The 17,890-nt window shown below is 65.4% G+C and carries 22 protein-coding genes and 1 pseudogene; 16 read left to right on the forward strand and 7 right to left on the reverse strand.

Annotated elements, in window-relative coordinates:
* Positions 1-850: 850 nt before the first annotated feature.
* From NHF48_RS26085 to NHF48_RS15865, 3 genes and pseudogenes are all read right to left on the reverse strand, one after another.
* A pseudogene (locus tag NHF48_RS26085) lies at positions 851-1,207 on the reverse strand (TonB-dependent receptor plug domain-containing protein); the annotation flags it as partial.
* An 882-nt stretch (positions 1,208-2,089) separates the two neighbouring features.
* The gene (locus tag NHF48_RS15860) at positions 2,090-3,088 is read right to left on the reverse strand and encodes an amidohydrolase family protein (RefSeq protein WP_253071644.1); all 999 of its coding nucleotides are present in this window, start codon (positions 3,086-3,088) and stop codon (positions 2,090-2,092) included.
* The gene (locus NHF48_RS15865; protein WP_253071645.1) at positions 3,085-3,792 is read right to left on the reverse strand and encodes an SDR family oxidoreductase; all 708 of its coding nucleotides are present in this window, start codon (positions 3,790-3,792) and stop codon (positions 3,085-3,087) included. The genes NHF48_RS15860 and NHF48_RS15865 overlap by 4 nt, the downstream gene beginning before the upstream one ends.
* Before the next feature lie 189 nt (positions 3,793-3,981).
* On the opposite strand from NHF48_RS15865, the gene NHF48_RS15870 reads away from it, so the two are divergent.
* Together NHF48_RS15870 and NHF48_RS15875 are read left to right on the forward strand one after the other, a co-directional pair.
* Complete coding sequence (locus NHF48_RS15870; protein ID WP_253071646.1) at positions 3,982-4,482, forward strand: LysR family transcriptional regulator; 501 nt, start codon at positions 3,982-3,984, stop codon at positions 4,480-4,482.
* A complete protein-coding gene (locus NHF48_RS15875) occupies positions 4,367-4,927 on the forward strand; it encodes a LysR substrate-binding domain-containing protein (RefSeq protein WP_342454756.1) in 561 nt (186 codons plus the stop codon). Before NHF48_RS15870 ends, NHF48_RS15875 begins: the two co-directional genes overlap by 116 nt.
* On the opposite strand, the gene NHF48_RS15880 is transcribed toward NHF48_RS15875, so the two are convergent.
* Positions 4,907-5,755 carry an oxidoreductase gene (locus tag NHF48_RS15880; protein ID WP_253071648.1) on the reverse strand — a complete coding sequence of 283 codons (849 nt, stop codon included), beginning with the start codon at positions 5,753-5,755 and terminating at the stop codon, positions 4,907-4,909. The genes NHF48_RS15875 and NHF48_RS15880 overlap by 21 nt on opposite strands.
* A 98-nt stretch (positions 5,756-5,853) precedes the next feature.
* On the opposite strand from NHF48_RS15880, the gene NHF48_RS15885 reads away from it, so the two are divergent.
* The 9 genes from NHF48_RS15885 to NHF48_RS15925 all read left to right on the forward strand — a co-directional run bounded on the left by NHF48_RS15885 (position 5,854) and on the right by NHF48_RS15925 (position 11,486).
* Positions 5,854-6,420, forward strand: coding sequence for a TetR/AcrR family transcriptional regulator (locus NHF48_RS15885; RefSeq protein WP_253071649.1), 567 nt, complete (start codon positions 5,854-5,856; stop codon positions 6,418-6,420).
* A 170-nt stretch (positions 6,421-6,590) separates the two neighbouring features.
* Complete coding sequence (locus tag NHF48_RS15890; RefSeq protein ID WP_253071650.1) at positions 6,591-6,851, forward strand: hypothetical protein; 261 nt, start codon at positions 6,591-6,593, stop codon at positions 6,849-6,851.
* A 179-nt stretch (positions 6,852-7,030) separates the two neighbouring features.
* A complete protein-coding gene (locus tag NHF48_RS15895) occupies positions 7,031-7,327 on the forward strand; it encodes a hypothetical protein (protein WP_253071651.1) in 297 nt (98 codons plus the stop codon).
* Between the two features lie 286 nt (positions 7,328-7,613).
* Complete coding sequence (locus NHF48_RS15900) at positions 7,614-8,420, forward strand: class I SAM-dependent methyltransferase (protein ID WP_253071652.1); 807 nt, start codon at positions 7,614-7,616, stop codon at positions 8,418-8,420.
* A complete protein-coding gene (locus NHF48_RS15905; protein ID WP_253071653.1) occupies positions 8,417-8,680 on the forward strand; it encodes a hypothetical protein in 264 nt (87 codons plus the stop codon). The genes NHF48_RS15900 and NHF48_RS15905 overlap by 4 nt, the downstream gene beginning before the upstream one ends.
* Positions 8,681-8,701: 21 nt before the next feature.
* Positions 8,702-9,934: a diaminopimelate decarboxylase gene (lysA, locus tag NHF48_RS15910; RefSeq protein WP_253071654.1), complete on the forward strand. Its 1,233-nt coding sequence runs from the start codon at positions 8,702-8,704 to the stop codon at positions 9,932-9,934.
* A gap of 147 nt (positions 9,935-10,081) precedes the next feature.
* Entirely contained in the window at positions 10,082-10,633 is a 552-nt protein-coding gene (locus tag NHF48_RS15915) for a TspO/MBR family protein (RefSeq protein WP_253071655.1), read from the forward strand.
* Complete coding sequence (locus NHF48_RS15920) at positions 10,630-10,992, forward strand: thiol-disulfide oxidoreductase DCC family protein (protein ID WP_253071656.1); 363 nt, start codon at positions 10,630-10,632, stop codon at positions 10,990-10,992. The genes NHF48_RS15915 and NHF48_RS15920 overlap by 4 nt, the downstream gene beginning before the upstream one ends.
* On the forward strand, positions 10,989-11,486 hold the full coding sequence (locus NHF48_RS15925) for a DUF427 domain-containing protein (RefSeq protein ID WP_253071657.1): 498 nt from the start codon (positions 10,989-10,991) through the stop codon (positions 11,484-11,486). The genes NHF48_RS15920 and NHF48_RS15925 overlap by 4 nt, the downstream gene beginning before the upstream one ends.
* A gap of 192 nt (positions 11,487-11,678) precedes the next feature.
* Here NHF48_RS15925 and NHF48_RS15930 read toward each other — a convergent pair whose 3' ends face one another.
* On the reverse strand, positions 11,679-12,308 hold the full coding sequence (locus tag NHF48_RS15930; RefSeq protein WP_253071658.1) for a TlpA family protein disulfide reductase: 630 nt from the start codon (positions 12,306-12,308) through the stop codon (positions 11,679-11,681).
* A 16-nt stretch (positions 12,309-12,324) separates the two neighbouring features.
* Between NHF48_RS15930 and argH the strand changes: the two genes are divergently transcribed.
* The 5 genes from argH to NHF48_RS15955 are packed head-to-tail and all read left to right on the forward strand — an operon-like array spanning position 12,325 to position 16,922.
* On the forward strand, positions 12,325-13,692 hold the full coding sequence (gene argH, locus NHF48_RS15935) for an argininosuccinate lyase (RefSeq protein ID WP_446741217.1): 1,368 nt from the start codon (positions 12,325-12,327) through the stop codon (positions 13,690-13,692).
* Positions 13,689-13,931: a hypothetical protein gene (locus tag NHF48_RS15940; protein ID WP_056061645.1), complete on the forward strand. Its 243-nt coding sequence runs from the start codon at positions 13,689-13,691 to the stop codon at positions 13,929-13,931. The genes argH and NHF48_RS15940 overlap by 4 nt, the downstream gene beginning before the upstream one ends.
* A gap of 11 nt (positions 13,932-13,942) precedes the next feature.
* On the forward strand, positions 13,943-15,205 hold the full coding sequence (gene lysA / locus NHF48_RS15945; protein ID WP_253071660.1) for a diaminopimelate decarboxylase: 1,263 nt from the start codon (positions 13,943-13,945) through the stop codon (positions 15,203-15,205).
* Complete coding sequence (locus NHF48_RS15950) at positions 15,190-15,972, forward strand: precorrin-2 dehydrogenase/sirohydrochlorin ferrochelatase family protein (RefSeq protein WP_253071661.1); 783 nt, start codon at positions 15,190-15,192, stop codon at positions 15,970-15,972. The genes lysA (NHF48_RS15945) and NHF48_RS15950 overlap by 16 nt, the downstream gene beginning before the upstream one ends.
* Positions 15,969-16,922 carry a zinc transporter ZntB gene (locus NHF48_RS15955; RefSeq protein ID WP_253071662.1) on the forward strand — a complete coding sequence of 318 codons (954 nt, stop codon included), beginning with the start codon at positions 15,969-15,971 and terminating at the stop codon, positions 16,920-16,922. The genes NHF48_RS15950 and NHF48_RS15955 overlap by 4 nt, the downstream gene beginning before the upstream one ends.
* A 2-nt stretch (positions 16,923-16,924) precedes the next feature.
* On the opposite strand, the gene NHF48_RS15960 is transcribed toward NHF48_RS15955, so the two are convergent.
* Both NHF48_RS15960 and fliD read right to left on the reverse strand, forming a co-directional pair.
* Entirely contained in the window at positions 16,925-17,269 is a 345-nt protein-coding gene (locus NHF48_RS15960; protein WP_253071663.1) for a flagellar export chaperone FliS, read from the reverse strand.
* Positions 17,270-17,323: 54 nt separating this feature from the next.
* Positions 17,324-17,821: a flagellar filament capping protein FliD gene (fliD, locus tag NHF48_RS15965; protein WP_253071664.1), complete on the reverse strand. Its 498-nt coding sequence runs from the start codon at positions 17,819-17,821 to the stop codon at positions 17,324-17,326.
* Positions 17,822-17,890: the final 69 nt, after the last annotated feature.

The raw sequence follows: 17,890 nt of genomic DNA on the forward strand, positions 1-17,890 counted from the left end.
CCCAGTCGGCGGTGGTGCCGTACAACCCGAGCTTCACGTCGTGGCGGCCGATCCCGGTTTCGTAGACATGGCCGAGTTCGAACAGGCCCATGGTCTCCTTGATCGGGTTCTGGATCGACTGGAAGGTGTTGACCCCGACCAGGCCGTTGCCGTTCGCATTGGCGCCGTACGCGCTGCCGTCATCGTTGTAGACCAGCCGCACGTCGGTCGCGCCGCGGCCTGCGAACGCCTTGACCGCATTGGCGCGGACCGAGGACAATTGCGCGGCCTGCGTGTTGAGGCTGTTCAGTCCGCGCGCGTTGCGATCGGTGGTGGAATCGCGATAGCGGAACCCGCCGCTGACCGTCGTGCCGTCGTCGAACTCGGTATTGCCCTTCAGCGTGAACTGCAGGTCGCTCGTCTGGTTGAACAGGTTGAACTGCGCCTTGCGGATACCGTCGGGCGTCTTGATCTGGACGCGACCGTCCTGCGGTCCGGTCAGCGTGTCGTCATGGCCGTTGAACGGCGCGAGCGGCTTCAGGTCGTCGCCGTTGCGCACCAGCGGAATGGCGTCGAAGAAGAAGTTGTTATCCTCCATGTACTTCACGCCGAACGAGATGCTCCCTCGCGCGAAGTCCTTCGAGATCAGCACGCGACCCTGGCCGCCGTTGTTCGCCGCCGGCCCCGGATCGCGGATGCCCTGGTCCTTGTTGTAATAGCCGCCGACCGAAAAGCGCCAGCCGTCCGCGATCGGTCCACCGAGCCACGCATCGCCGCGGATCTGGCCATAGTCCGATGTCGTCAGCTTGAGCAGGCCGCTCAGTTGCGGCGTGCCCTTGCGCGGGATGAAATTGACGAGGCCACCCGGTGCGTTGGCGGCGAAGATCGAGGAGGGGCCACCGCGAACCGCCTCGATCCCCGAATAGGTCTCGTCAATGCGCAGGAACTGGTCGACGTTGATCCAGTTGATGCCGGGATCGTGCTGGATCGGCAGGCCGTCCTCGTACACGGCGAGCGACTCGTAGCCGCCGCGCGGAATGCCGCGGACGCGCGTGTTGTTCGCGCCGACGCCACCCGAGGAATCCGCCCAGACGCCCGGGATCTGCTGCATCGCCTCCGCCAGGTTGCCGATCGCACGCTCGCGGAGGTCCTTCTCGCTGATCGTGGTGATCGAATAGCTCGCATCGACCTTCTTCTGTGCGACCGTGCCCAGGCGTCCGGTGACCAAGATCTCATCGCCTGCGTTCGTGGCGTCGTCGGTTTCTCTGAGCGTCGATTCCGCCAGGGGGTCGACTGTGCATGAGCGACGGATGCAGGGGTCAGAATGACCAGCGATGCCGCGGTCGCCCGCAGCATGGTGATGGTACGCATAAACATGAACCCCTGTAGTGAATCGGATTGTAACCGATTTGTCCGGGGCGTTATGAGCATCCTCGATGACGGCTGAGCGTCACCTTTGTTTCGGACGCGTGACGCCACTATAATGAAGCTATGATGTAGCCTCACGAGAGGGGTCGAATACCTGCTACGGCACAAGGGTAATGAAGCGCCTCCTCGACAGCTTCTGTTCGTTTGAGCGGATATCTAAACGATGATCGCAGACGGTCAGGGCGCAAGAACAAGGGCTGCCGGACAAGTTCACTAGATAGCTTGCGAGCGTCCGCTTATGGGTATTCGTAACCAGACCGTTGTCGGTCGGCTAGCGCCCAGACCTCGATATCCTGGCAAGCAATCAGAGCCACTGGAAGACACCAAGAACGTCACAGGTGTCACCGACACTTACTGAGCGAGGTTAGGCGCATCCTGGCTTGGAACTACACAGGAAGCCTAAGGTTCGGAGCCGGTCCAGGTCCCCATCTCTTTCGAATGGTGTGTACGCGTGCGTTTCTAATACCGAGTGCGTCGCGATTGCTACTTTCTCGCCGGGTATCCACGTCACGCCTAAATCCGGTTGCCTCGACCGTTATCGATAAGAGATCATCTGCAAGCTTCTCTGTCGAGACGACCGTTGCGCGATGGGCGATCATGCGGGCGAACCGGGCTCAGGGCACCTGCAAAATCGGCCATAGGGTTGTGATCCTTGGTCTGCGCGATGGGTGGCATCGAACGGCTATGCGGCTGCATCGCTCGTCAGCCGTAGCCAGTTGCCATGCGCGAACGCCGCCTTGTCGGCATCGCTCAGACCGCAGCTTGCCAAGAAGCGACGTGCGTCGCCGCCTTCGCGGTATTGGTAGGGATAGTCGGTCGAGAACAGCAGCCGGTCCGGGCCGACGACCGCCATCGCTCGCTCCTGATAGTGGGGTAGGAACATACCACTGGCGGTCACGTACAGGTTGTGGCGCAAATAGTGCGCGATCGGGTTGGACAGGTCCGCGACGCGGTCCATGACCGCGAGGCGTTCCGCGTAGAAGAGGACAAGTTCACCCCAATGGCCGAGGATCACCTGGAGGTTCGGCAGGCGATCGAATGTGCCCGCCAGAACGAGGCGTAGGAACTGGATGCCGGCGTCATAGTGCCAGCCCAGTCCCACGGTCGCGAAGGCGGCGTCCACGATCGGCGAGAAGCCGGAGTAATAGGCTTCTCGTACCAGCGCTGGTGGTGTGCGGGGGTGCAACAGCACGGGCACGCCCAGTGCTGCTGCACAATCGAGAACGGGCGCGAATGCCGGGTCGTCGAGGTGGCGCGTGCCAACCCGGCCGCACAGCATCGTGCCCTTGAAGCCTAGCGTCGAAACGCAGCGCTCGAGCTCGATCGCGGCTTCGTCAGGCATGGACACCGGCAGGGTCGCCATCGCCTGGAACCTGGTCGGGTGCCGTGCGACCGCCTCCGCCAAGGCATCGTTGGTGCGTCGTGCCAACTCTACGCTTTCCGAGCCGAGATCGTGCAGCGCGGGAGTGGTCAACGACAGCACCTGAACGTCGAGGCCGGTTTCGTCCATCAGCGCGAGCCTTTCGTCTGCGAGGTCGACGAGGCGCCGTCCGAACGCGCCTCGATGGTAGCCGACGCTCGGATCGGACGCTTCCAGCCCGATCGCATGCCATGCGTGTTCGATCGCCGGTGTCAGGAAGTGTTCCTCGATGCCGATCAGCGTCGTTGCTGGCTCGGTCACCATGGCACCGTGTTTCCATCGCGATCGAGGAAGGCGAGACCCGGCTTGCCCTGACGGCCGAGCAGCACGTCCACGATCAGAGGCACGCTATCGTCCACACCGAACGGCGCCTTTGGCCCGCCGAGCTGGGTTCGTATCCAGCTGGGTGCCATCAGCACCAGCGCGCGGCGATCCTCTGCATGTCGCGCCGCGTAGCTCCGTACGAGTTGATTGAGCGCCGCCTTGCTGCTGCGATAGACCTCGTGAAGGCCGTTGGTGTTGTTGGTGATGCTGCCCTGGCCCGATGACATGACCCCGATCAGCCCATCGGCTGCGACCAGATTCCGGCAGGCTTCGATCACGCGCATGGGACCGAGCGCATTCGTCACGAGCACGCGCGCATATTCCTCGGTCGTGATTTCGCCGGCGATTTCGTCCTCCATGTTCGCAGTGCCGGCGTTGACGAACAGCAGGTCGAACACCCTGCTGGCGAGACGGTCGCGCAGCATGGCGATCTGTTGCGGTTGCGCGATATCGACGGTCTCGATCTCGATACGATCGGGATGCGCCTCGGCCAGATCGTGCAGTTCGGTTCGGGCGCCCGCGCGCACGGTGGCGACGACATGCCATCCGCGCTTCGCGAACTCACCGGCCAAACCGAGACCCAGGCCGCGCGATGCGCCGATCAGCAGGATTGTGCCGGGATTGAAGGTGTCTTGGGTCATGGGATGCTCCGAAGTATGTCGGGGCAATATCTACTCAGCCGCGATCAATGCGCCAGACGCAGTGGATGCACAGTATCATTGCACCAGACGCCTATCGTGTTGCAGCTGGATCGAGCATGGTCGCGGCTATGACCGACCTCGATTTGAACCTGCTTGATGCACTCGACGCACTTCTGTCCGAGGGGGAGCGTGACCGGGGCCGCGCGAAAGCTGGGACTGAGCGCGTCGGCGATGAGCCGGACCTTGACGCGGCTTCGCAACGCTACTGGCGATCCGCTCCTCGTTAGAGCAGGACGTGGCCTGGTGCCAACGCCGCGGGCGATCGAGCTGCGCGATGTCGTCCACGCACTCGTGCGCGACGTTCGCATGGTCCTCAAGCCGCCAACTGGCGAAATCAACATGGCGGAGCTCGACCGCGTCTTCACCATCCGCGCGAGCGAAGGTTTCGTCGAGATGTTCTGCGGTCCGTTGGTGGCCGACATCGCATCGGCGGCGCCCCGTGTCCGCCTGCGCTTCGCGCCGAAGCCCGATAAGAACGCCGAGGCCGCTACGCGCGGGGCAGATCGACCTCGAAATCGGCGTACTCGGTGTTTCCGCACCCGAAATGCGCACGCGCCTCATCTTCCGAGACCGGTTCGTCGGAGCGGCGAGAACGGGGCATCCGCTGCTCTCGGGCGCGATCACGCCTGAGCGCTACGCAGCCTGTCGGCATGTCGCTGCGTCCCGCCGGGGCGCGTTCACCGGCCCGGTCGATGCCGCGCTGGCCGAGCTGGGGCTGAGCCGCGATACGATGGTGGTCGTGCCGGGCTTTTCCGACGCCCTGCGGATCGCCAGGCAGTCGGACCTGATCGCGCTCGTGCCCGGTTTGGGTTTTCGTCGCAAAGCACCGGGTGCGGAAGGAATCTGTGCGTTCCCGCTTCCCGTTCCTACCCCCCGAGATTGCCGTGTCGGCGATCTGGCATCCACGGATGGACGCCGATCCCGCTCACCGGTGGCTGCGAGAGACCGTGATCGACATTTGCCAAAAGATGGTGCCGGACAGCTGAGGCGGGTGGCTCTGCCGAAGTTCCATCCTCAAGCAGCGCCTCCGACTAACCCACCGGCGCTCAGGCGGTCACGATGCGAAGCTGGTTGAACGGGAGAGCGCATCCCATGCGGCGATCTCGGCCTTCATCGCATCAAGCTTCTGATGGACCACGCCCAGCGCGTCCTCGCCCAGGAACAGGCGTACCGGTGGGGTCTCGGCATCGACTATCGCTAGCAAAGCCTGTGCCGCCTTGTACGGGTCGCCGGGCTGATTGCCGCTCTTGGCCTGGCGCGCTGCCCGGATCGGGTCCATCACGGCGTCGTAGTAGGAAATACTGCGCGGGGTGCGATCCATCGAGCGTCCTGCCCAATCCGTCCGGAACTGGCCTGGTGCCAAGGCCGTTACCCGAATGCCGAAATCCGCCACCTCCTTGCCAAGCGCCTCGGAGATGCCTTCCAACGCGAACTTGCTACCGCAGTAGAAGCTGATCCCCGGCATCGTGATAAAGCCACCCATCGAGGTCACGTTGACGATGTGGCCGCGACGACGCGTGCGCATGCCGGGAAGCACGGCCTTCATCATCGCCACTGGTCCATACACGTTGGCCGCAAATTGACGCTGAAGATCGTCCATCGACGATTCCTCCAACACGCCTTCGTGACCGTATCCGGCATTGTTCACCAACACTTCGACCGCACCGGTGTGCCGCTCCGCTTCGGCCACGGCGGCTGGAATCGCTGCGAAGTCGGTCACGTCGAGGATCAGGGGATATGCACGGCCCGCTGCTGCGAGTACGGCGAACGTATCGGCGTCGCCCTCGTTGCGCACGGTGCCGATCACGCGATGGCCGGCGCCCAACGCACCCTCGGCAAACGCGCGGCCTAGGCCGGAACTCACGCCGGTGATGAGGAAGGTCTTGGCGGTGATGGTTGCCACGGGCTAACTCCATTATACTAGGTTTGTATATCATGATATAGATAGCGATATGGCACGAGACAAGACACGGGAGAACATTGCGATCCGGGGGTGAGCCCGTGCGCCAACGGGTGATCGACGCTGCGGAACGACTGCTGCGGAGTGGCAAGGCCGACTTCTCTATGCGCGACCTCGCCGCCGAAGCCGGCGTCAGCTTCGCCACGCCGTTCAATCACTTCGGAAGCAAGGGGGCTATCATGCACGCGCTGTCCGAACGTCGGACGGACACGATGGCAATGCGCTTCGCCGAAGCGCGGCTTCCGCCTGACGCTGCATCCCGCGTGCTGCTCGCTGTAGACACGGCCGTCGCGGTGATGCTGGAGGAACCCGGTGTGAACCGCGCCGTGATGAGCTGGATCGGCACGACCGGTGGTTCGGCGGGTCAGGCCTGGGCGCGCTCTACCGCATTGTGGACGCTCGCGCTGGGAGCGGGCGAGGGCATCCCGGAGAATTGCCGGACCTACGCGCTAGACTGCCTGCCGAGGCAACTCGCCCTAGGGTTTCGCGGCGCCCTGTCGTTTTGGAGCGCCGGCGAACTCCCCGACGAAGCGCTTGGCCCCGACGCACGCGCCGTCGCAAGCACCCTGCTACTGGGCTTTACCGTGCGATCGATGTCATTTGGCTAGATCTTGGCATGTCTATGTCGCCCTCCATCAACCCGTTTTCCAAAATCATCTGTTCGGGTACGCTCAAGAGTGCACCGTCTGGACGTGTCGTAAACGCGAACTTTCGGGCAGCAGCTGTCGAGAAGCGGTGTCAGGTCGACCGCGGCGGCGGCCTCGCTACCCGCATCGACATGTTTGAAAGGCTCGATCAACCCTTCGATCTTAATCTCGACCAAGACGGCGCCGAATTCTTCCCGCAGGCGCCGGACGAACCTGCGCTCGTTCGCCTTGAGACTGCTTTGGCCGCGCTTCCGATCGACACGCCCTGGCTCTACGCTACGCCTATCGTCCACGCATCGCTCCCTGCCGAACAGCCGCGGCGACGCCGCGTGCTCCAGGTCGACTATTCCGCTGACGTCCTGCCACACCCGCTCGCATGGCGTGGCCTATAGGCGCCGGCTCGAGCTGGTAACGTGTCCGAACGGTCCTGTTTGTATGTAGCCAAGTGACACTGCGAAGCCCGACGGCTGAGCAGGTGTTTTCGTGGCGAGAAGATCCGGAGTGGACTCCGTCGTGAGAAACCATGACGTCGCAAATCCGATCACGACTGAACTGGATAGGTGGGCCGACTATGATCCAGTCGGGGCTGAGGCCGGCGATCGTCCTTGCCGTTGATGCGGTATTGCGGGACGTTATGGTCGTGGCGGACGTAAAACTTGCCGAAACCGTCCTGCACGACGCCGGGCGACTGGATCAGGATCTGGTTGAATTGCTGATTTCGCTACCCGGCAGCGGCAATCGCGGGCTCACTGAAATCCGACGTGGACGTCAATTCACGTACGGCATGGGCGTTCGCTATCGACGGGCGACGCGCTTTAACGAGGTCGCTGAAAGTTGGCTTTTCGGCATTGCCTGCCGGAAAACGTAGCGCGTGCAATGGCGTAGCGATCCCTCGGCAACGCGCAGTCGGCAGGCTCTATCGCGTCGATCGCCAAGAGACGGGCGGCGGTTTGAGCCAACCCTCGTCGGGACCAGCAGGCCACTACCCAGCTATCAGGCTCAAGTACCTCGAGATATCCGAAACGCGGTGAAGCGAGGGCAACACTATGCGCGCGCTATGCGATCCGTGGGGATCGATCTCGCAGCGCTATGTTGCGGCTCGTAGATCATGAGCGCGGGCACGACGCTCGCGATACGAAAGGCAATGAGGCGACATGTCGTCTGAAACCATATCGGAACCCGATCCTACCGGGCTCTATACTGGGCTCGTCATCTATGTCGGCCAGGATCGCGCAGGGCATTGGCTCGTGCAGGACAGCAGGCGCAACCTCGAGGGGCGTTTCATCTCCTATGGCGCGGCGATGAACTACGCTCAGGCCGAGTGCGACATCTATCATGCGAGCGTCGAGATCGCGAAGGTGCCGCTGATCCCGGTCATCTCGTTCGCCCCCCGTAGGTCGCGACGAGCGCGCACTGCCGCAGGCGGCATGACGGAAGCGATGGCAATGAACACGCAAACTCGCCTGAACCGTCTTCACACCGGTCCAAGCCCGAAGATCGCGACCAAAACCGCGATGCCAGGGTCGAAAAACGCGACCCACGATCCGCGTTGGCCGGTCATCGCTGCCGCCCTTGCAACGTTGCGTGACGACGGGCGTCACGCGGTCCGCATCGTCGATGCCGATTGCGGCGCGGGCTCGCTCCTCCTGCAAGCGGTGCATCATGCCCGGTCGCTCGGTTTCACGGCGATCGAAGGGCGCGGGATCGACGGATCCCCTGCGCTGATCGGTCGCGCCCGCGCGGCGGCGAGCCGTTGCACCAACCTTGCGATCGGCACGACGTTCGAGGTGGCGGACATGGTCACCGCCTTGCTGGAGGAGCATGACCTGCCAGCCGATCTCGTGATCTGTCACGGCATGGCGAAAGACCGGCGGCCGGAGGTGGCGTCGGCGTTGGGGAATGCAGCGCGGATCGTCATCGGCGACGACGCGACGTGGCTTGCCCACGGTGCCGAAGCATGACGAAGCGTGACATCCTGTGGCGGGGGATCGGCCTGGCATTGTGCGTGGGCGCGTGCAGCGTTGCGGTTGCAATGGACGGCTCGGCACGCGCCATGCTCGTATTCCCCTTCGCATTGCTGGGCCTGACGCTGGCGATCAACGGCAAGCGGGTCATCATCGCACTTCGCGCCGAACGCCACGGTCATGCACGAACCGCCGAAGCGATCCATGCCGTCCGCGTCCGTCGCTATCGCCGCCGACTCGACCAACCGCATCCCTGACCTCGAGCCTCCAGGATCATCATGACGTATTTCGATCGGCGGGACGGTGTCCTGTGTGCCGAAGGCGTGCCGTTGCCGGCCATAGCCGAAGCCGTCGGTACGCCCGTCCACGTCTATTCGGCGGCTGCACTGCGCGACGCGGCCCGGCGTTTCACAGCGGCGCTGTCGATCCTGCCGCGGACGCGGACGGCGTTCGCGGTCAAGGCAAACCCGAACAGCGCGGTGCTGCATCTGCTGGCCGGCTGCGGCTTCGGTGCCGACATCGTCTCGGGCGGAGAGATGCGCCGCGCGCTCGGAGCCGGTATCGCCGCATCGGACATCGTCTTCTCCGGGGTCGGCAAGACCGACCGCGAGCTCGCCGATGCACTCGACGCCGGCATAGGGCAGTTCAACCTCGAGCTCGAGGAGGAGGGGCGGGTGCTCGCCGCGCTTGCCCAGGCGCGTGGCAAGCGGGCGGTCGCGGTATTGCGCGTCAATCCCGACGTCGATGGCGGCATGCATGCCAAGATCTCTACCGGCCGGCGCGAGAACAAGTTCGGCGTGGCGATCGCCGATGCGCCCGCGATGTACGATCGCCTGTCGCGACTCGATGGTCTCGATCTGGTCGGGGTCGCGCTCCACATCGGCAGCCAGCTCCACGATCTTGCTCCGCTGGAGGCCGCGTACGAGCGCATCGGTTCGCTGGTGATCGAACTGCGCGCGTGCGGCCACGGCATAACTCGCGTCGATCTCGGCGGCGGCCTCGGCATCCCCTACCGTGTCGACGACGTGGTCCCGACGCTCGACGCCTATGCCGCCATGGTCGCTAGGGTGACGCGCGACTGGGATGTCGACCTTATTTTCGAGCCGGGCCGGGTCGTCGTAGGCCTCGCCGGCGTCCTGATGACGCGGGTGATCTGGGTAAAGCCCGGGGCGGACCGCCCCTTCGTCATCGTCGATGCCGCAATGAACGATCTGGCTCGACCAGCGCTGTACGATGCCTTCCACCGCTTCGAAGCCGTCGCGCCGGACGGCGAACGCATGGTCGCGAACATTGCCGGACCGATCTGCGAGAGCGGCGACGTGTTCGCGCTCGCCCGCGATATCGACCGGGTTCGCCGCGGCGATCTCGCGGTCTTCCATGCGACCGGGGCGTACGGGGCCGCGATGGCGTCGAGCTACAATTGCCGCCCGCTCAGCCCACAGGTCTTGGTCGACGGCGACCATTTCGAGATCGTCGCCGACCGCTTTCTGCCCGAAGAGTTCGTAGCGTAGATCGCATTGAGTCCGAACGGGAAGAGGGCAAGCTGCGGCACCGTGACGCTGCGACGGTAACGATCGCCGCGCTGGCCACGGAACGTCGTGGCTGCTGCTTCGCTGTGATGTCAGCGGGCGGCGTGCCCGGGGATGAGGACGGCGAGCATGACCCAGAAACCAGGCGATGCGATCACGGACGAGCGTGGCGGCGGCCTGTCCCGTCCGGCTGCGCTGGCGGTCGTCGTGGGGGTGCTCGGCGCCAGCGCGGTGCTCGGGCGCCGTAACGCGCCCGATCCGTTGCATCCCGGTATTCGCCGCTGGTACAAACGGCTCGACAAACCAGCTTACACGCCGCCCGACGCCGCGTTCGGCGCGGTATGGCCGATTCTGGAGACTGGCCTCGCGGTCGGCGGCTATCGGTTGTTGCGCCGCCCCGCCGATGCGCCGCGCAACCTCGCGGTCGGACTTTGGTTGCTGAATACCGGCATGGTCGGCGGCTGGACCGAATTGTTCTTTCGACGCAAGGCACTCGGCCCCAGCGCGGTCGCGTCGGGTGCGATGATCGCGAGCGGTGCCGGCTATGTCGCGGCTGCGGCCAAGGTCGATCGCACTGCGGCGGCCACTGCGATCCCGTTCGTAGCCTGGCTTGGTTTCGCGACCCTGCTTGCCGAGCGCATCTGGGAGCGGAACCGGTCCGGCGACCCGGACAAGGCATGACCCGCCTGACGGTCTGGCATGATGGCGGATGTCCGCTGTGCCGACGCGAGATCGCGCTGATGCGTCGCCTCGATCGACGTGGCGCGATCGATTTCGTCGATGCCAGCAACGGCGAAACGAGCTGTCCGATCGACCGGAGCGCGATGCTGGCGCGGTTTCATGCGCGCGAAGGGGACCGGATGCTGTCGGGCGCCGCGGCCTTCGCAGCGATGTGGCGCGCCATCCCGCTGCTGCGACCGCTGGGGCTGGCAGCGCGCAACCCGGTCGTCCTGGCTAGGCTTGAGCGAGTGTATCGGGCGTTTCTCCACCTTCGGCCTCGCCTCCAGTCTTTCGCCCGGAAGGTGGATCGCACCGCATGAGGCCGGTCGTTCCCGATACCGCGCGACCGGGCCAGGAAAGCGTCTGGGATTATCCGCGTCCGGCGATCGCGCAGCGCAGCGATCGTCATGTCCTGATCGAGCACCACGAGGTGTTGCTCGCCGACACGCGGCACAGCGTCCGCACGATCGAGACGAGCCATGCGCCCAGCTATTATATCCCGCCCTCCGATATCCTGATGTCGGCGCTCCGGCGTTCCACGCGGCAATCCTTCTGCGAATGGAAGGGCAACGCGGTCTATTACGATGTCGAGATCGCGGGCGATGTCCTGCGCGATGTCGCCTGGAGCTATCCGTCGCCGACGCCCGCGTTTGCAGCTTTGCGCGACCACATAGCGTTCTATGCAGGCCCGTTCGACGAGTGCCTCGTCGATGGCGAACGCGTCATCCCACAGCCCGGCGAGTTTTACGGCGGCTGGATCACCGCCGATCTCGCGGGACCGTTCAAGGGCGTGCCGGGTAGCCGCTACTGGTAGGTTGACGCTCGACGACGCGTATGCGCTCGCCCGCCAGTATGGCCGTACTCGGTTCATCGCATTTCGATGTTGTTTACACCTTTGGCATAGCCGGACGCGTTAGAGGGGTGTGCCGGCTCGCCATCAACCTTTGGCTCGTCACCAAGGCGGGTCGGCACACCCTGTTCAAGATCCCCGAGCCGGATCAACGCGTTACGATGCCTCGGCGATCAGCTTTGAGGCGGCGTGCGTGTTCCATTCATACCCGCCGGTCATCCGCCAGACTTCCTTGCCCGCCGAATCGTACAGGATCGTGGTCGGCAGGTTCGCCTGGTAGGCGAGGCTGAGGCCCAGTTTCGGATCGAGATACGGCTTGAGCGTCGTGAACTTCTTCTCGGCGAAGAACGGCGTCACCTTCTCCGCGCCCTGCATGTCCTGGCTGACCGCGATCACCTGAACCTTGCCGGCGAGCGACTTGGCGGCGGCATCGAGCGTCGGCATTTCCGCTACGCACGGCGCGCACCAGGTCGCCCACATGTTGAGCAGCAACGGCTTGCCCTTGAACGAGGCGAGCGTGACCGACTTGCCATCGGGCGCGGTGAAGGCAACCGTCGGGCCGGTCTCGCCTTTGTGGCTGCGGTCGAGCTTTTCGGTGCTGGCGGCAGGGCCCGTCGCTTCGTCGGGGGTTGGGCCGGACGCGACCTCGTCGGCGGACACGGTGTTCGCGGTGACGACGTTTGCTTGCTCCGGCGCGGGCGATTTCCTATCGCAGCCGGCGACCAGCAGGCCCATCCCGACGAAACAGATGATTGGGCGCGAATTGAACACAGGACGCGAGAACATGGACGGTTCCAATTCGATGTGGGGCGGGCGGTTCGCCGAAGGGCCGGCAGCGGTCATGCGCGAGATAAACGCCTCCATTCCCTTCGACAAGCGCCTCTGGCAGCAGGATATTGCCGGATCGAAGGCGCATGTCGCGATGCTCGGCAAGCAGGGCATCGTATCGGCCGAGGATGCCGCGACGATCGCCGCCGGGCTCGATACGGTGGCGGCGCATTATGCCGAGCACGGCGTCGAGGAGGATCTGGTCCTCGAGGATATCCACATGCAGACCGAGGCGCGGCTGGCCGATGCGATCGGGCCGGTGGCGGGACGGCTGCATACTGCACGGTCGCGCAACGACCAGGTCGCGACCGACTTCCGGCTCTGGGTGCGCGATGCGATCGACCAGGCGCTGGCGGCGCTCGCCGGGTTCCAGGCGGCGTTGCTTGCGCGGGCGGAAGAACATGCGGCGAGCGTAATGCCGGGCTTCACGCATCTCCAGTCGGCGCAGCCGGTGACGCTCGGGCATCACCTGATGGCGTATCATGCGATGATCTCGCGTGACGTCGGGCGGTTTGCCGATGCGCGCGCAAGGATGAACCGATCGCCGCTCGGCTCGGCGGCGCTGGCTGGCACTGGTTTTCCGATCGACCGCGAGATGACGGCCGAGGCGCTTGGCTTCGATGGACCAATGACCAATTCGCTCGACGGCGTCAGCGACCGCGATTTCGCGACCGAGTATCTGACCGCCGCGACGCAGACCTCGCTGCATTTGTCGCGGCTGGCCGAGGAGTTCGTGCTGTGGGCGTCGCAGCCGTTCGGGTTCGTGGCGCTGAGCGATCAATGGTCGACCGGCAGCTCGATCATGCCGCAGAAGCGCAATCCCGATGCCGCCGAGCTCGTGCGTGGGCATGCCGGACGGATCCTCGGCTGCATGACCGCGCTGATGGTGACGATGAAGGGCCTGCCGCTCGCCTATTCTAAGGACATGCAGGACGACAAGCCGCCGGTGTTCGAGGCGCACGACCTGCTCGCGCTGTCGATCGCGGCGATGACCGGGATGGTCGAGAGCGCGACGTTCCGCACCGATCGGATGCGCGGGCTGGCGGAGAGCGGCTTTGCGACCGCGACCGATCTCGCCGACTGGCTGGTGCGCGAGGCTGGCCTCCCGTTCCGCGAGGCACACCATGTGACGGGGCGCGCGGTGAAGCTGGCCGAGGAGCGCAAGGTCGCGCTCGATGCGCTGCCGATCGAGGACCTGAAGGCAATCGATGCGCGGATCGACGAACGCGTGTACGGCGTGCTCTCGGTCGATGCGTCGGTCGCCAGCCGGACCAGCTTCGGCGGCACCGCGCCCGACAATGTGCGCGCTGCGATCCGTGCAGCGCGGGGGGAAACGGCATGAAACGGCTTTTTGGCATCGTGGGTTTGGCACTCGCCCTATCGGGTTGCGGCGCAGCGGACGGGCTCGTCCCGGCGGAGGGCAAGACGCTCCCGATTGCGCCTTACGGTGCGAAAACGCCGCCGACTCCTGAGCAGTTGCTGACCCCCACGACGCAGCAACGCCCGCAGCGCAGCGACGAGCTGCTCACCACGTCCCAGCCGCGCCGCAGCGACGAGTTCGACCTGCCGCCGCCGAATTGAAGACCTGAATCATGGATCACTTCGCCTATCGTGACGGTGTCATGCACGCCGAGGACGTCGCCCTGCCGGCGATCGCTGAGGCAGTCGGCACGCCGGTCTACGTCTATTCGACCGCCACCTTCCGCCGTCATGCGCAGGTGTTTCGCGACGCGCTGAAGGGCGCCGGGCGCGTCCATCTGGCTTATGCGATCAAGGCGAACCCCAACGTCGCGGTGCTCCGCGTTCTCGCCGACGAGGGATACGGCGCCGACGTCGTCTCGGCCGGCGAGATGCAGCGCGCGCTGGCGGCGGGGATCCCGGCGTCGGACATCGTGTTCTCGGGCGTCGGCAAGACGCGGCGCGAACTGGCGCAGGCGCTCGATGCGGGGATCGGCCAGTTCAATCTGGAGCTGGAGGAGGAGGGCGAAGTCCTTGCCGCGCTCGCCCATGCGCGCCGCGAACGCGCGCCGGCGGTGCTGCGGGTGAACCCCGACGTCGATGCCGGCACGCACGCGAAGATCTCGACCGGGCGCAAGGAGAACAAGTTCGGCGTCGCGATCGACCAGGCAGTGGCGATGTTCGACCGCCTGTCGAAGCACGACGGGCTCGATCTGCGCGGTGTCGCGATCCACATCGGCAGCCAGCTGGCCGATCTCGCGCCGCTGGAGGCCGCCTATGCGCGGATCGGCGAGCTGGTCGCGGAGCTGCGCGCTGCGGGTCACACGATCAGTCGCGTCGATCTCGGCGGCGGTCTCGGCGTGCCCTACAAGCCCAACGACGTGCTGCCGAGCCCCGCCGACTATGGCGCGATGGTCGCACGCGCGACCGCGGACTGGGACGTCGAACTCATGTTCGAGCCCGGTCGCGTGATCGCGGGCAATGCCGGTGTGCTTCTGACCGAAGTGATCTGGGTAAAGCCGGGCGTCGTGAACCCATATGTGATCGTCGATGCAGCGATGAACGACCTCGCACGCGTCGCGATGTACGACGCGTATCACGATTTTGTCGCGGTCGCGCCGAGCGGCGAGCGGATGATGGCCAACATCGCAGGGCCGGTGTGCGAGACCGGCGACACCTTCGCGATGGGCCGCGATATCGACGCGGTGAAGTCGGGCGATCTCGGTATATTCCGCACTGCGGGCGCGTACGGCGCGACGATGGCCTCGACCTACAACAGCCGCGCGCTGGTGCCCGAGGTGCTGGTCGACGGCGACCGGTTCGCGGTGGTTGCCGACCGCATCCACCCGGAGACGATCCTGGCCGCCGAGCGCGTGCCCGAATGGCTCAAGCGGTGATACAGAACCTGCCGCTGTTCGTCAGGCTGTCGGGGCGTCCGGTCATCCTGCTGGGCGAGGGCGAGGCGGCGGACGCGAAACGCCGGTTGCTCGATCGCGCCGGAGCAGATGTCGTCGGCGAGGCGGCGACTGCGGCGCTCGCGATCGTCGCGATCGACGACGAAGACGAAGCGCTGGCGGCGGTCGCACGGCTGAAAGCGCGCGGCATCCTGGTCAATGCGGTCGATCGCTCGGCGCTGTGTGACTTTACGCTGCCCGCGATCGTCGACCGCGCCCCGGTGCTGATCGCGATCGGCACGAGCGGCGTATCGGCCGGGTTGGCGGCGGCGTTGCGCCAGCGGCTGGAGGCCCTCATTCCGGCCGATCTCGGCAAACTCGCGCTGGCGTTGCAGGCCGCGCGGGGCACGTTGCGAAAGCGCTGGCCCGATATGGGGGAGCGCCGCCGGGCGCTCGCCACGGCGATGGGGGCGGGCGGTATGCTCGACCCGCTATCGCCGACGCACGATGTCGACGCATGGTTGGCCCCAACCGCCAAGTTATCTGCAAAGCGCGACGTGGCGATAACCCTCGTTCTGCTGTCCGACGATCCCGAGGACCTGACGCTCCGCCAGGCGCGCGCGCTCGCCAGCGCCGACCGGGTTTATCACGGCGCTGACGTCCCTGCGGCGATCCTCGACCGCGCCCGCGCCGATGCTGCACGACTGTGCGCGGCGATGCCCGCCAATCCCGGCACCGGCCTGTCGGTCGAAGTCGAGATGGCACGATGAGCGGTTTCGCATTCCGGATCGTCGATGGGAAAGCGACGCGTGTCGACGTCAAGGAAGCGCTCACCTGCACCGCCGACCTCGTCTGGGTGCATTTGTCGACCACCGCCGAGCATGCGCAGGCGTGGCTCCGCGACGAGGCGAAGCTGCTCGACTATGTCGTCGACGCGCTCACCGCGACCGAGACCCGACCGCGCTGCGAGGCGGTCGGCGACGGCGCGTTCCTCAATTTGCGCGGGCGATCGAAGGAGGAGCTCGACACGTCCGACCTGCTCGCGTCGGTGCGGATCTGGGCGGTGAAGGGCCGCGTCTATTCGGTCACGCGGAAGCCGCTGATCGCGGTCGCCGAAGTCGAGAAGATGGTCGAGCACCACGAGGTGCGCGATCCAGGCGACCTGATCGCCGCGTTCGCCACCGCGATCACCACCGATCTCGATCCCGATGTGGCGACGCTCGGCGACGAACTAGACGATTGCGAGGAACAGCTCGACGCCAACCGCGTGTTCGAACTGCGCCGCGCGGTCAGCAAGGTGCGCGTCGCGGCGATCGGCTACAAACGCTTCCTCAGCCCGCAACGCGCGGCGCTCGAGAAGCTGGCGGCGCTACCCGGCGAGTGGCTCGCTGACGACGATCGGCTGCATCTGGCGGCTGCGGCGGACCGCGCCGCGCGGATGGCGGAGGAACTGGAATCGATCCGCGAACGCTCGGCGCTGATCCACGAGACGCTGACCGACCTGCGCGCCGAACAGATCGACAACCGCTCGCTGATCATCTCGATCGCGGCGATGGTGTTCCTGCCGCTGACGTTCCTGACCGGCCTGTACGGTATGAACGTGAAGGGCCTGCCCTATGCCGAGGAGCCGTGGGCGTTCGACGCGATCGCCGGAGCCTGCGTGCTGATCGCGGTGGGTGTCGTGGCGTATTTCTCGATGCGACACTGGTTCAAGCGCTAGCGCTACGTGGCGCTCGCAGTCCGCCAGGCTTGTGCGATCTCATCAAGCATGTCGGCAGAGTCGCGGAACGGTCGCGGATCGTGGCCGATCGAGGCGTTGACGATGGTCTTCCGCGCACCGGCATATAGTCGCGACAGTGTCTCCGACACTTGGCCGCCATTCTCAAAATCGAGTCCGGCCTCCAGCGCGAATAGGATCGCGGTCGCCCGCGTGACGCGCTCGCTCTTTATCGAGAACTTGCGGTTTTCGCAGGCCCAACCCGCCGCGCGCAGGGCCGCGACGAGTTCCCTTGTAGAGCAGCTGCACCAGCGCCGGGCCGTCCGCGGTCGCGGTACGACCGACGGCATCGATCTGGCGATAAGTGGCGAACGGGTCGCGCGCGAGAGTGGAAGCGTAGGCCATCAGTCGCTCTTGTTCCACGCGGCGATCTGGTTGGTGAGGAAGGTCTGCGTCGATTTATACGCCGACACGCGGGAGTTCATGCTCGCATATTGCTGGGTCAGCCGCGTCGTCATCTGATCGGCTTGCGCGGTGATCTTGTCCTGTTCTTTGGCGACATCGCTCTGCGCAGCGGTGTAGCGTGCGGTCGATGCGCCAAGGCCGGCGGTCGTGCTCGTCGCATTCTTTGCCAGCGCGCCTAGGACAACGGACAGCCCGGCCGGGTTGCTCGTCGAGGGTGCAAACATCGCTTCGATCCCGGCGGGGTTGGTGCCGATCTGCTTCGCAAGCTGCGCGGTGTCCACGCGGAGCGTGCCGTCGCGGTTGGTCGCAACGCCGATCTCGGCAAGCGTAGTCGGCACGCCTGGTGCCGCCCCGGTCGCCAGCGGCTTGAGCGTCAACGCCTTGAGCGAGCGCAACAGCGATGCCGCGGCGGGATCGGCGCGCAGCACGCCGGTCACCGGGTCGGTCTGTTCGTTGATGATCGCGAGGGATCTGGTTGTAGGTCTCGACCACGTCGTTGACCGCCT

It is taken from the genome of Sphingomonas sp. H160509, assembly GCF_024124765.2.
In the GTDB taxonomy this organism is placed as follows: Bacteria; Pseudomonadota; Alphaproteobacteria; order Sphingomonadales; family Sphingomonadaceae; genus Sphingomonas.